This is a genomic window from Rhodococcus sp. Leaf247 (genome assembly GCF_001426185.1).
Lineage (GTDB): Bacteria > Actinomycetota > Actinomycetes > Mycobacteriales > Mycobacteriaceae > Rhodococcoides.
In genome coordinates this window covers 418,974-432,113 of the sequence record NZ_LMRP01000004.1, presented here as the reverse complement: position 1 = coordinate 432,113, position 13,140 = coordinate 418,974, and the positions used below count along the sequence as shown (strand labels likewise).

Here is a 13,140-nt window from a genome sequence, read left to right as displayed (position 1 = left end):
TCAGGTCGCCCTCAGCACGTCCAGTGCATGCTGCAGATCCGCCGGATACGGGCTGGAGAATTCGACGTAGCGGCCGTCGCCCGGATGCGTGAATCCCAGTGCCCTCGCGTGCAACCACTGCCGCTCGAGGCCCAGCCTCTCGGCCAGACGTGGGTCCGCGCCGTACGTGAGATCGCCGCAGCACGGATGCCGGAGCGCCGAGAAATGGACCCGGATCTGGTGCGTGCGACCGGTTTCCAAGTGGACGTCCAGAAGGCTCGCCGCTTGGAAGGCCTCGACCGTGTCGTAGTGCGTGATGCTGGCCTTACCGTCCGCCGTCACCGCGAACTTCCAGTCGTTGCTGCGGTGACGCCCGATGGGGGCATCGATGGTTCCGCTGCTCGGGTCGGGATGGCCCTGCACCAGTGCGTGATACCGCTTGTCGATGGTGCGTTCCTTGAACGCCCGTTTCAGCAGCGTGTAGGCCCGCTCCGACGTGGCCACCACCATGACACCGGACGTTCCGACGTCGAGCCGATGGACGATGCCTTGACGTTCGTGCACGCCCGACGTCGAGATGCGGAAGCCGGCCGCCGCGAGACCACCGATGACCGTGGGACCGGTCCATCCCACACTGGCGTGCGCCGCGACACCGACGGGCTTGTCGACGACGACGATGTCGTCGTCGGAGTACAGAATCTGCATCCCGGGTACCGGTTGCGCCTCGATGGTCAACGGACGCGCCGGCTCGGGAAGCTGGACCTCGAGCCACGTTCCACCACCCAGCCGGTCGGACTTCGAGACGTCGGCGCCGTCCACCTGCACGGAGCCCTCCTCGGCGAGTGTCGCCGCGACCGTCCGAGACACACCGAGCAGGCGCGCGAGGCCGGCGTCGACACGCATGCCGTCCAGCCCGTCCGGAACGGGCATCGACCGCGACTCCCTCACGCGTTCTTCTCCACGTTCACAGCGTCGTCGGAACTGTCGTCGGTGGCATCGGACCGGCGTCGTCCGTCGGGTTCGATACCGAACACCGTGATTGCCACCAGCAGGATCGCCCCGCAGACGATGGACGAGTCGGCGACGTTGAACACCGGCCACCATCCGATGGACACGAAGTCCACCACGTGCCCTTGCAGCGGGCCCGGGGCGCGGAAGAAGCGGTCGATCAGATTGCCCAACGCACCGCCGAGCACCAGACCGAGTCCCAACGCCCACCATCCGGATCGCAGTGTCCGGCCGATACGGACGACACCGATGACGACAGCCACGGCCACCAGCGTCAACAACCAGGTCATGCCCGTCGCCATCGAGAAGGCAGCGCCCGCGTTGCGAACCAACCGGAGAGTGACGGTGTCGCCGACGATGCCGACGCGCTCGCCCGGCGCGATCAGAGCGACCGCGGCGATCTTGGTGGCGAGGTCGAGCGCGAGCACGACGGCAGCGACAGTGACGAGCCGTCGCATGCGTCGGGCAGCGGGACGGCTGCGAGGTTCAACATCGGGCGGTTCCACGTCGGTCACCGGTCCATTCTCCACTACATCGGATCCGCCGTTTCCCGTCCGTGCCCGAATACTGCTCACCGAGCGCTCAGGTTGCACCGCTAACCTCGGGCGTGTGACACCCCTCTCCACGCGCCCCGGTCCGTGCCGTGCCCTCGTCGCCGCAGCGGCACTGTCCGTCGTCCTCGCTGTCGCTGCGTGCGGGACCGATTCGGACACCCCCGCGACAGAGGAACTGACGCCCAGCACCACGGCCGTGACGTTGCCCGTCTCCGACGTGACCACCACCCTCGTCGACCCGGGAGCCGAGCCTCGGGCCGTCATCGCATCGGCGCCGTCGCAGGACCAGCAGTCCGCGACCCTGACGACGGAGTCGACGATCGTCCAGCAGATCGATGCGGCCGCGCCGCAGGACTTCTCGACCCCCGCGCTCACGATGCCGATGACGGCGACGTCGTCCGAGACCGAGGGCGCGGACACCCTGGACATCGCGATGACGTTGGGTGCGGCCACCACTCCCGACGCCACTCTGCAGGCGAGCCTGTCGCCCACCGAGGGGTCGTCGGCTCGCCTGACCACCACGGCGTCCGGCGCGGTCACCGCACTGACCATCGACCCGTCTCCCGACGCACGCGACATCGCCCGCTCGGCCGTGGAACAGGCACTCTCGCAGGCGGTCTACCGTGCTGTTCCCTTCCCGGCCGAGCCGGTCGGGGTCGGGGCGTCGTGGACGGTGACCCAGGAAGTGGTCAGTGGGATCTCGCTGAAGCAGACGACGACCGTCACCCTGAAAGCTCTGGACAACGGAGTCGCCACCGTCGACGTCGCTGTCGAGCAATCGCCCGAGGACCCGGTGTGGCAGTTGCCCGACAACCAGGGAACTTTGAACATCGAGTCGTTCGTGATGACCGGTCAGGGTGAACTGCGGATCGACCCGTCCAAGCCGCTCCCGCTGGGAGGGACCGTCACCGTCGGTGGTGATCAGATCTACCGCGACGCGAACAGTCAGACGACGCTGAAGCAGACCACCGGGAACACGGTGACATGGAGTTGAGCGCTCGGGTCGCGGCAGCGGCCATCGCCGTGATCACACTGACCGCCTGCAGCGGTCCGGCGGAGACGGACACGTCCTCCGAGTCCGCCCCCGAGGCACCGACCGTGGAACTGTCCGCGTTCGTCCCCGTGGAGACCCCGGCGGCCACGACCGGGAGCGGACCGATCACCGACAACGCTCTGCTGGCGGGCAGGATGATCAGCATCGCCGACCTGCCGCCCGGCTACACCGGGTACGACCTGCCGCCGCTGGACCCCTCGTCGCCCGGCGCGTCCGCGGAGGACCGATCGAGCACCGACCCGGCCGAGTGCGCTGCCGTGCTCGCCCCTGTCGCCACCCAGCTTCCCGGCGGCATCAGCTCCGCCTCCGTCACCTACGGCGGGCCGGACTTCTCCTCCATCGACCAGGACACCGCCAGCTACGACGGGCCCGGAGCGCTGACAGCCTTCCGGACGGTGCAGGAATCCCTGACTCGTTGCGCGACCTTCTCCGGCACCGATGCCGACGGCGTGCGAGTCGACTACCGCGTCGGGGCGTCCACTCTGTTGACCGACGCGCCCACGATCGGCGACGCATCCGTGGCCGTGCGACTCGCGGTGACCAGCGACGGCGTGTCCCTGACCACCGACGCGGTGCTGACCCTCGTGGGGTCGACCGTCAGTCAGCTGGTGGCAACGGGGACGGAGCCGGTGAACGCGGACCTGGTCAGGCAGCTTGCACGGACCTCGGCGGACCGCCTGCGCTGACGGCGAGCCGGTCACGACAGCAGAACGCCGACACCACCCGAGAGGGTGATGCCGGCGTCGGCGATGGAGACGTGACTCAGGCGGTGCAGGCCGGAGAGGTGAGCTGAGCCAGCGACACGATCGCGCAGGCGTTGTCCTTCGACAGCTTCCACTGACCGTCCTCGGCCACGTAGGTGACCTGGAGCGGGTTGACCTGGCCACCGAGGTCGATGGTGGCGTTCGAGCTCAGGGTGCCGTCGCCGAGATCGGTGACGTCGAGAACCTGGATCTGCGCATTGTTGACGCGAGCGGCCTCGGCGACCTTGTTGATCAGCTCGGGATCGAGCTCGGCGCCCTGGACGTAGGCGACCTTCTGGTCGAGCGGCACGGCGGGATCGAGGCTCTGCTGCAGGCGAGTGTTGAGCTCCTCGGCGGTCGGAACCGGGGGGAGATCGGTCGGGGCTTCGGACATCGCGCTGGACGAGGAAGCGGCCGTCGTGGTCGTCTCCGGGGTCTCCTCGCTGGAGCTGCAGGCCGTCATCGTCAGGGCCGCGGCGACTGCCATGCCTGCCACCAGTGCACGTCCGGTACGGGGAAGCTTCACGTGTACATCCTCTTCATCTCGTGAGTTACTGGTTTCCCAGTGTCGGTGTATCGAGCGTCGGGCCAGACCTTACCGACCGGTTCTGAGGAAACGATAAAGCTCGGATTCCTTCGGTAGATGTCCAGAAGAACTGGCGTGGTCTCGATGAGTTCCCGCGCTGCCGAGGGTCGACACCCACAGGTCGCACATGCACCCCGGGAGGATTCATGGCAATACTGACGTACGGCATGCACATCTCGCTCGATGGATACATCGAGGATTCCGCCGGCAGCATCGGTTTCGGGACTCCGGACGAGGAGATGCATACGTTGGCCAACCAGCAGGCCCGCGACACGGCCGCCTTCCTCTTCGGGCGGCGGCTCTACGACGTCATGGAGGAATTCTGGACATCGCCGGAGCGCGCCGACGGTGACCCGGTGGAGGCCGAGTTCGCCGAGATCTACGCCGAGACACCCCGCATCGTCTTCTCCGACTCGCTCGAGTCCGTCCCCGAAGGGTGCCGACTGGTGCGCCGGGCCGACACCGTCGACGAAATCACACGGCTGAAGCGGGACCTCGACGGGATTCTGAGCGTCGGCGGCGCAGAACTCGCGGCGTCGGTGGTCGACCTGATCGACGAGGTGAACCCGTGGATTTTGCCGGTCGTCCTCGGCGGCGGAAGGCCGTTCTACCCGATGGGCACTCGACTCGACCTGACCCTCGTCGAGCACCGGTCCTACCAGCCGTCCGGGTGGGCCTACACGAGGTACACGGTCACGCGGTGATGCGTCCGTCGGCTCGGGACGTGCCTGCCGATCACGGTGGCGCTCAGTGTGACAACGGCAGTACGCGTGCCATCAGCGACCGTGCGGCGGCGACGACGAGATGACGATCATGCGTGAGGATGAACTCGAACCTGCGGTCGGCATCCGGCCTGTCGGTGTCGCCGATGTCTCGAGCGATCAGTGCTGCGAAGTAGTGCGCGCCGACCGCCGTGACGGTCCACTCACGGGCGAAGCGCTCGGACGGGTCCAGTCCGGCTCCCCGCACGCCGGGGGCAGGCTCGGGACTCAATCCCGCTCCGACAGCAGCGACGAAGGGGTGTTTCGCCGCCAGCGCGGCGTACCTCTCGACCACATTCGGCGCGAACCACCGCGACCGCTGGAAGGCCGACTGCACGGTCAGTTGCTCACCCGCGGCGCGAGCGAAGTCCTCGATTCCCCGTGCCATCGTCAACAACAGCGCCTTGTCCCCGATCGACGGCGCACGATGCTCGAACAGATCGGACGGTACCGCCGGGATGTCGTCGCTCGTCATCTCGCGGGGTGACCGCGGGGCCGGTGACCAGGACAGCTCGGCAGAGTGGTGCTCTGCCGCGAGCGACGCGGGTCGGCCGAACATCCAACCCTGACCCAGAGTGGCGCCGAGCGCGCGAGCCCGCGTGAGGTGAGCAGGCGTCTCGATGCCTTCCGCGAGGAGTGTCGCTCCCGTCGCCTCGATGTAGGCGGACACTGCCGCGACCGTCCGTCCGTCGGCAGCCGTCAAGGTGTTCTGGACCAGTGCACGGTCGAGTTTGATGATGTCCGGTGCCACGAACTCGAGCATCGCCAACGATCCGGGGTCGGCGCCGACGTCGTCCAACGCGATCTCGCATCCGAGACGACGGGCATCCGCGACCACCGAGAGCAGGGTCGCCGGATCTGCCAGCAAGGACCGCTCGGTCAATTCGGCGACCACGACGAACCCCTCGACCGCGCGGCGGCGGATGTCCCGGAGTCGCTCGCGGACGGAGTGCTCGGTACTCACCCCGGACGTCGGTTCGATGTTGACGAACAAGCGATAGGGAGCACGCAGGCCCGCGTCGACAGCACCTTCGATTGCCGCTAGGCGGCACACCCAGTCGAGAGCACCGAGAAGTCCGCGCGTCGATGCCGTGCCGAACACGTCCGTCACGTCGGCGTCGGGGTACGCGGGCCACCGCGCGAGCGCCTCGTATCCGATCACCTGGCAGGTACCCAGTTCGACGACCGGCTGATAGCTCGCGCGAACCGAGCCGATGTTCGCCAGGACCGATTCCGTCACCAGAGATGTCGAGCCGGTGGACTCGTCATCGTCGACACTCATCTGTGACCCCTGCCTGGAACGCGACGGAGGCGCGAGCGGTCCCACCATAGTGACACGTCACGGCCGGACGGGCCGGTTCACGCTCGCAGAACCTTGACCATCGGACGACCTTTCGCCAGCTCGTCGACAAGCTTGTCGAGTCGGCGGATGTTCTGCATCAGCGGGTCCTCGACCTCCTCGACGCGCACACCGCACACCGATCCGGTGACGAGCGCGGCATGCTCGTTCATCGGTGCCGCATCGAAGAAGTCGGCAAACGTCGTCTCGGATGCCAGATGGTGCGCGAGCTCGGAGTCGTCGAAGCCGGTGAGCCACCGGATCACCTCGTCCAGCTCCTCTTTCGTGCGACCTTTTCGCTCCACCTTCGCGACGTAGTGCGGATACACGGACGCGACTGCGGTGCCGAAGATGCGGTGCATGCCGACGATCCTATGGCTGATCGGCCGCTTACTGGAGCTTCGAGACCGCGAAGGTCGCACCCTGCGCAGCGCTGCCGTTCGACCCGTAGGTGAGGTGCGCGAAAGTGTTGAAGCCACCGATCTGGCAGACCGGGTCACCGAAGTTGCAGAAACTCCGCGCCTTCGGACCGTAGGTGCTGCTGGCCGTCTCGATGCGCTGACCGGTCAGCCCCAGCGGATTGCCGAAGACGACGACGGCGCGGACTCGATCGGCGACGGCAGCAGGAAGCACCGCGCCGGTAACGCTGCTGGGGGTTCTGAGCCCGACGGCATTGGACACGACCGTGGCGCCCTGCGAGTAGCCACCGATCACGAACTTCGTGCCGGGGCACGATGCTGCAACGGACGTGACGTGGGCGACGAGGTCCCGCGAACCGGGACCGGCACTGGCCTGCGTGAAATCCGCCGCGTAATTCACCGCATACGTACTGACCGATCGACCTCCCGCCTGCGCCGTCAGACTGCTGACGAACGGCCCGCCGGTAATGCCGAATCCGGGTATTTCACCCGTACCGCGTGCGAAAGACACGTCGATATCCGAACAGGGCGCTGCCGTTGCGACTGCACCCGGAATTACCAGTGCCGATGCGACTACCGCTGCCGTTGCGCAGAATTGGGCGAAAAGACGAATTCTCATGTCACTCATTCCCTCGACTGTCATGGTCGACGGTCACAGTAACCAACTTGCCGGTACCGGCACAGCCTTTCGACGGAAAGAATGTCATGGCAACAATGCAAGAATGTGCACGCGTGACATTGTTGGTGTGCGGTGAATAAGGTGGCGCACGGGTCACGGCCGGTGCGCACACCCCCTGTGTGAACCGCACACCCCCTACAGTCGGCAGCAACAGGTGCGCGCTCACCACAACGGGTGTGCACACCCCCTCCAGCCCACGGCGGGCGGCGCTCAGCAGTCCGGCACCCCGGCACCCGCAGCAGTTCGGCGGCCCCAGCAGTCCGGCGCACAGCCACAGCCCGTGCACACACCCCCAGCGTGAACCGCACACCCCCTACAGCCGGCAGCAACGGGTGCGCGCTCACCACAACGGGTGCGCACACCCCCTCCAGCGCACGGTGGCAGTCCAGCGCTCGGCCACAGCCCGTGCACACACCCCCTCCATGAACCGCACACCCCCTACAGCCGGCAGCAACAGGTGCGCGCTCACCACAACGGGTGCGCACACCTTCTCCAGCACCCGCCACGTCAGCGATGCAACGGATCCCGACCGATGAAGCCCAGCAGACGAGTCTGGACGTCGGCGTCGTCGGGAACCGCGACGCGCGGGCCGTACTGCCCGGACGAGCGGAGAAGGTCGTCGATCGGTTCCATGCCCGCGAGCATCTCGGCGCAGGTGTCCTCGTCGAGATGCTCGTCCTGACCGGTCGCTCGGGCGAGGTCCCAGGTGTGCATGAAGATGTCCGAGACGTAGAACTGGCTCACCGCGACCGGCAACGGCATCGTCCCGACCATGGGGTGCTCGAACGGAGTTGCCGCGTCGGGTCCGTCGAGCACCCTCTGCACCGCATCGGTGTGCACGGTCCACGCCGCGACGGGATCGTCGGTGACCGCCGGTCCGCGCTCGAGCTCCAAACCGGTAGCGCTGGACAGGAAGGCCGGGAACCACTCGACCAGGTGTCCCACGACATCTCGCGCACGCCAGCCGGGAACGGGCGCCGGTGCATCCCAGTCAGTGGTGCCCTCCACGCGCGCGGTGAAGCCCGCCGCGACGGCGCGGTGACGCTCGGCCGGATCGCTGGGAAGTGCCATGTTCGATGCTCCTTCAGGAAAGACTGTCCATGGGATCGGCGACAGCCAGGTGTGCATCGTCGCCGGCGAAGGTCCGCGCCACACCGGGGCCGGTGCTGCGGGTCTCGAACCTGACCGTCACGACATCATGCCCTGCGCCCTGAACCCACCCGTGCCCGTACTCGTCGTGTCGGACATCGAGCCCCGGCCTCCACAGCAGCACGTCCTCGGTGACCACCGCAGCGGAGGGTTGCGACGTCGTCACCGCGCTCCCCAGGTCGACGCTCTCCTGGTCGAGCTCGGGGAACAACGACTCCTGCCGGACCGTCGACAAGCCCGCCAGTCCGACTCCGACCAGGCGGATACTGCCCAGCTCCTGCGGATCCAACGCCTGACGTTGAGCGGTCGCGATGATGATCGACAGATCGACGGTGGCGTAGGGAAGAGTCGCCGACCGGGTGACGATGCTCATGTCCGACTTCCGCAGCTTCAGGACGACGGTCCGCGCAGCCCGTCCGTCCTTCATCAACCGAGCGTGCGCCGCCTCCGCGCTGGCCACGATGGCCGACCGCAAGCCGCTCATGTCGACGATGTCGGTGGCGAACGTCGTCTCGGCGCTCACCTGTTTGGATTCGGCGCGCTCGACGACGGGCCGGTCGTCGACACCACGAGCCAGGCGGTGCAGGCTCGGGCCGACCGCAGAACCCAGGACGGACGCTGCCTCCGCCTCGGGCAGCGCCGCGAATGCTCCGACAGTGAGCACTCCCAGGCGGCGGAGCTTGTCCTCCGCAACGGGGCCGATGCCCCACAACTTCCGGACCGGGAGAGTTTCGAGGAGCGTCGCCTGGTCCGACGGCGGCACCACCGTGATGCCGTCGGGTTTGGCCAGTCCCGAAGCGATCTTCGCGATCTGTTTGCCGGCGCCCGCGCCGATCGACGCCACCAGTCCCGACGCGTCCAGCACAGCGGCCCGCAGTCCCTCGCAGAACTCCTCGACCTCGGCCGGAGTCGCTCCGACCAGTTCGGTGGGCTCCCCGAAGGCCTCGTCCAGCGAGAGCTGCTCGATCACGGGCACGATGCGGCGCACCGTGTCGAAGACGACGGTGCTCAGCGCGGAATAGACCTTCCCGCGGGGAGGGACGACCACCGCATTCGACCCGATCAGCCGGCGCGCCTGGTGCATCGGCATCGCGGACCGAGCGCCGAACACCCGAGCCTCGTAGCTGCACCCGGCCACGACGCCGCGGCCGCTGGACCCGCCGACCAGAACGGGCCGACCGCGCAGCGTCGGCCGGGTGAGCTGCTCGACGGATGCGAAGAACGCGTCCATGTCGAGATGCAGCACCCAGCGTCTGCTGCGATCGGCCGAACTGCCGGTCACCCCGCGGTACCCGTCACACCGTCAGGCCTTCACCAACGATGCTCGCACTCCGTCACCCAGATCGACGGCGGCGTCTCCCGGGTCGCCCACCTGAAGGTCCGTCGCCAGGATCTCACCGGCGATGAGATCGCGGTGGGTGTCGAACCATGCCCTCCGCTCGGCGGGAACCTCGACACGCACGACGAGACGATCGGAGACGTCGAAGCCACCGGACCGGCGGGCGTCCTGGAACTCCCGGACGCGGTCCTTGGCCCAGCCCTCTGCCTCGAGCTCCTCCGTCACCACCGAGTCCAACACGACGAGGCCAGCATTACCCGGCAGCGCCGTCGTCGAATCCGGTTCCGTGGCAACGAGTCTGCGCGTGTACTCCGTGGGAAGCAGGTCGAGTCCCGCCGCCTGCACGACGCCGTCGGTCTCGGTCCACTCCCCCGCCTTCACGGCCTTGATGACTGCCTGGACCTGCTTGCCGATGCGCGGCCCGGCCGCGCGGGCGTTCACGACGAGCTCGAAGCGTCCGTGAGCGTCGACGTCCGTCGTCAGATCGACGCGCTTGACGTTCACCTCGTCCGCGATGAGATCGGCGAAGGGCCGCAGACGTTCCGCATCGTCGGCAGCGACGGTCAGCTCCTGCAGCGGCAGACGCACACGCAGGTTCTTCGCCTTGCGCAGCGACAGCGCCGCACCGCACACCGTGCGGACCTCGTCCATCGATGCCACCAACTCGGGATCGGCCGGCAACTCCGTACCGACCACCGGCCACTCCGCCAGATGCACGGAGCGTCCGCCGGTCAGGCCACGCCAGATGACCTCGCTCATCAACGGCAGCAGCGGTGCGGCGATACGGGTGAGCACCTCGAGAACCGTGTGCAGTGTGTCGATCGCATCGGCGTCCTCGTTCCAGAAACGCTGACGCGAGCGGCGAACGTACCAGTTGGTCAGCGCGTCGCAGAACTGACGCAACTCGTCGCACGCCCCGGCGATGTCGACCGCTCCCAACGCCTCGGTGATGACCCTGGTGGTCTCGGCCAGCTTCGCCAGGATGTAGCGATCGAGCACGTTGGTCGAGTCGGTGCGCCACGTCCCCGGCTTCGACGCGTACAGCTGCAGGAAGCTCCACGCGTTCCACATCGGAAGCAGCGCCTGGCGCACACCCTCACGGATGCCCTGCTCGGTGACGATCAGATTGCCGCCGCGCAGGATCGGCGACGACATGAGGAACCACCGCATGGCGTCGGAGCCGTCGCGGTCGAACACCTCGTTGACGTCCGGGTAGTTGCCCTTGGACTTGCTCATCTTGAGCCCGTCCTCACCCAGCACGATGCCGTGTGCGGCCACGGTCCGGAACGCCGGCCGGTCGAACAGCGCCGTTGCCAGGACGTGGAGGGTGTAGAACCATCCGCGCGTCTGGCCGTTGTACTCCACGATGAAATCGCCCGGGTTGTGCGTGGAGAACCACTCGGCGTTCTCGAACGGGTAGTGCACCTGGGCGAAGGGCATCGATCCCGACTCGAACCAGCAGTCCAGCACCTCGGGGACCCGGCGCATGACGGACTTACCCGTGGGGTCGTCCGGGTTGGGACGGGTCAGCTCGTCGATGAAGGGCCGGTGCAGATCGGTCGGACGGACGCCGAAGTCGGCCTCGATCTGGTCGAGGCTGCCGTACACGTCGGTACGCGGGTAGGCGGGATCGTCGGACACCCACACCGGGATGGGGCTGCCCCAGTAGCGATTACGGCTGATGTTCCAGTCGCGGGCACCTTCGAGCCACTTGCCGAACTGGCCGTCGCGGATGTGCTCGGGAACCCACGTGATGTCCTGGTTCAGCTCGACCATCCGGTCGCGGAAGCTGGTCACGGAGACGAACCACGAGGGCACCGCCATGTAGATCAGCGGCTGACCGGAGCGCCAGCTGTGCGGGTAGGAGTGCTCGATCGTCTCGTGCCGCACAAGCTTTCCCGACGCCTTGAGATCCTTGATGATCACCGGGTTCGCATCGAAGATCATCAGACCCTCGTACGGCGGCACCATCGAGGTGAACTTGCCGCCGGCGTCGAGGGGCTGCACGACCTCGATGCCGTTGGCCGTGGCGACGTCCATGTCCTCTTCACCGAAAGCCGGTGCGAGGTGGACGATCCCGGTGCCGGAGTCGGTGGTCACGTAGTCGGCCGACAGCACACGGTGGCTGTTCTCGTGGCCGAGGAAGAAATCGAACGGTGGCGTGTAGGCGAGGCCGATCAGGTCGGCACCGGTGTGCTCGGAGACCACGACCGGCTCGTCGCCGAACTCCCGCGCATAGTGGGACACGCGATCGCGAGCGAGCACGACTCGGCCACCCTCGCCGTCCTCGATCTGGACGTAGTCGATGTCGGGGCGTACCGCCATCGCCAGGTTGGACGGCACGGTCCACGGGGTGGTGGTCCAGATCAACGCGTCGGCACCGTCCAGCGGTGAGCCGGGAGCGCTCAACGTCATCCGCACGGTGACCGCGGGATCCTGACGCATCTTGTAGGCGTCGTCGAGGCGCGTCTCCTGGTTCGACAGGGGCGTCTGCTCGTACCAGGAGTACGGCAGCACACGGAAGCCCTGGTAGACCAGGCCCTTGTCGTGCAGCTCCTTGAACGCCCACATGACCGACTCCATGAAGTCGAGGTCCAGCGTCTTGTAGTCGTTGTCGAAGTCGACCCACCGCGCCTGGCGCGTGACGTAGTCGCGCCACTCACCGGTGTAGCGCAGGACGGACTGCTTGCAGTACGCGTTGAACTCGGCCAGTCCCATCGAGTCGATCTGGCTCTTGTCGGTGATGCCGAGCTGCTTCTCGGCCTCGAGCTCGGCGGGAAGTCCGTGGCAGTCCCACCCGAAGCGTCGCTCGACCTTTTTGCCCCGCATGGTCTGGAACCGGGGGATCAGATCCTTGACGTATCCCGTCAGCAGATGGCCGTAGTGCGGCAGTCCGTTGGCGAACGGGGGCCCGTCGTAGAAGACGAACTCGTCGGCGTCGGCGCGGGCGTCGACGCTGGCGCGGAAGGTTCCGTCGGCGTCCCACCCGGCGAGCACCCGTTGCTCGAGGGCGGGGAAGTCGACGCCGTTCGATCCCGCACCGTACGAGACGATCGGGTAACCCGACGACGTGTCGGCCGGCTTCGACGGTTGATCAGTCATGGCGGTGATACTCCTGTGCCCGAGAAGATGCGGCACGGGGACGACATCCGACGCATCGTGCGTCGGAGCCGCGGTACCACCCCGCTTGGCCACCGGCGATGCGGCGACCCTCTCGTCGTTCGAGCTGTGACGGGCTCGACCCGTCCGGTTCTACTGAGCGCCCACTCCTCGTCGAGGAGGACACGCCGTTCTTCCGGACAACTCCCCGGTGATAGCCGGATCATCGCTGATGTGCAGTGACTCTGCGGGCGAGTCTACCGCCGTCGGGCCGCGAGGGCACCGACCAGCAGCAGGATCGCTCCGATGAGGCAGACGCCGATACATGCCCACGCCCAGATCACCGAACCGGTGATCAACGACGTGATGAGCAATGCGAAGCCGACGCCTGCCAGTACGAGCGTCAGAACAAGCACGCACTCACCCGATCA

The 13,140-nt window shown here is 67.2% G+C and carries 13 protein-coding genes; 3 read left to right on the top strand and 10 right to left on the bottom strand.

The window, feature by feature from the left end; translation table 11 throughout:
- Both ASG64_RS20010 and lspA read right to left on the bottom strand, forming a co-directional pair.
- Positions 1 to 927 carry an RluA family pseudouridine synthase gene (locus ASG64_RS20010; RefSeq protein ID WP_056075855.1) on the bottom strand — a complete coding sequence of 309 codons (927 nt, stop codon included), beginning with the start codon at positions 925 to 927 and terminating at the stop codon, positions 1 to 3.
- On the bottom strand, positions 924 to 1,445 hold the full coding sequence (gene lspA / locus ASG64_RS20005) for a signal peptidase II (protein ID WP_156388456.1): 522 nt from the start codon (positions 1,443 to 1,445) through the stop codon (positions 924 to 926). Before lspA ends, ASG64_RS20010 begins: the two co-directional genes overlap by 4 nt.
- A 151-nt stretch (positions 1,446 to 1,596) precedes the next feature.
- Here lspA and ASG64_RS20000 point away from each other — a divergent pair, with 151 nt between their 5' ends.
- Positions 1,597 to 2,535: a DUF6263 family protein gene (locus ASG64_RS20000; RefSeq protein ID WP_056075853.1), complete on the top strand. Its 939-nt coding sequence runs from the start codon at positions 1,597 to 1,599 to the stop codon at positions 2,533 to 2,535.
- Positions 2,526 to 3,281: a sensor domain-containing protein gene (locus ASG64_RS21715; RefSeq protein ID WP_056075849.1), complete on the top strand. Its 756-nt coding sequence runs from the start codon at positions 2,526 to 2,528 to the stop codon at positions 3,279 to 3,281. Before ASG64_RS20000 ends, ASG64_RS21715 begins: the two co-directional genes overlap by 10 nt.
- Before the next feature lie 76 nt (positions 3,282 to 3,357).
- On the opposite strand, the gene ASG64_RS19990 is transcribed toward ASG64_RS21715, so the two are convergent.
- On the bottom strand, positions 3,358 to 3,864 hold the full coding sequence (locus ASG64_RS19990) for a hypothetical protein (RefSeq protein WP_042576447.1): 507 nt from the start codon (positions 3,862 to 3,864) through the stop codon (positions 3,358 to 3,360).
- A 206-nt stretch (positions 3,865 to 4,070) separates the two neighbouring features.
- On the opposite strand from ASG64_RS19990, the gene ASG64_RS19985 reads away from it, so the two are divergent.
- On the top strand, positions 4,071 to 4,628 hold the full coding sequence (locus ASG64_RS19985) for a dihydrofolate reductase family protein (RefSeq protein WP_056075846.1): 558 nt from the start codon (positions 4,071 to 4,073) through the stop codon (positions 4,626 to 4,628).
- Positions 4,629 to 4,671: 43 nt separating this feature from the next.
- Here the strand turns inward: ASG64_RS19985 and ASG64_RS19980 are convergent, their stop codons facing one another.
- The 7 genes from ASG64_RS19980 to ASG64_RS21950 all read right to left on the bottom strand — a co-directional run bounded on the left by ASG64_RS19980 (position 4,672) and on the right by ASG64_RS21950 (position 13,125).
- Positions 4,672 to 5,967 (bottom strand): sensor domain-containing phosphodiesterase, encoded by a 1,296-nt coding sequence (locus ASG64_RS19980; protein ID WP_056075843.1) that lies wholly within the window; start codon positions 5,965 to 5,967, stop codon positions 4,672 to 4,674.
- A gap of 77 nt (positions 5,968 to 6,044) precedes the next feature.
- A complete protein-coding gene (locus ASG64_RS19975; protein WP_056075840.1) occupies positions 6,045 to 6,386 on the bottom strand; it encodes a DUF2200 domain-containing protein in 342 nt (113 codons plus the stop codon).
- A gap of 28 nt (positions 6,387 to 6,414) precedes the next feature.
- Positions 6,415 to 7,062, bottom strand: coding sequence for a cutinase family protein (locus ASG64_RS19970; RefSeq protein WP_042575289.1), 648 nt, complete (start codon positions 7,060 to 7,062; stop codon positions 6,415 to 6,417).
- A gap of 567 nt (positions 7,063 to 7,629) precedes the next feature.
- A complete protein-coding gene (locus ASG64_RS19965) occupies positions 7,630 to 8,193 on the bottom strand; it encodes a TIGR03086 family metal-binding protein (protein ID WP_056075837.1) in 564 nt (187 codons plus the stop codon).
- A gap of 13 nt (positions 8,194 to 8,206) precedes the next feature.
- Positions 8,207 to 9,502: a DNA polymerase IV gene (locus tag ASG64_RS19960; RefSeq protein ID WP_442971174.1), complete on the bottom strand. Its 1,296-nt coding sequence runs from the start codon at positions 9,500 to 9,502 to the stop codon at positions 8,207 to 8,209.
- A gap of 72 nt (positions 9,503 to 9,574) precedes the next feature.
- The gene (gene ileS / locus ASG64_RS19955; RefSeq protein WP_056076349.1) at positions 9,575 to 12,712 is read right to left on the bottom strand and encodes an isoleucine--tRNA ligase; all 3,138 of its coding nucleotides are present in this window, start codon (positions 12,710 to 12,712) and stop codon (positions 9,575 to 9,577) included.
- A 254-nt stretch (positions 12,713 to 12,966) separates the two neighbouring features.
- Positions 12,967 to 13,125 carry a hypothetical protein gene (locus ASG64_RS21950; RefSeq protein WP_042575277.1) on the bottom strand — a complete coding sequence of 53 codons (159 nt, stop codon included), beginning with the start codon at positions 13,123 to 13,125 and terminating at the stop codon, positions 12,967 to 12,969.
- Positions 13,126 to 13,140 lie beyond the last annotated feature (15 nt).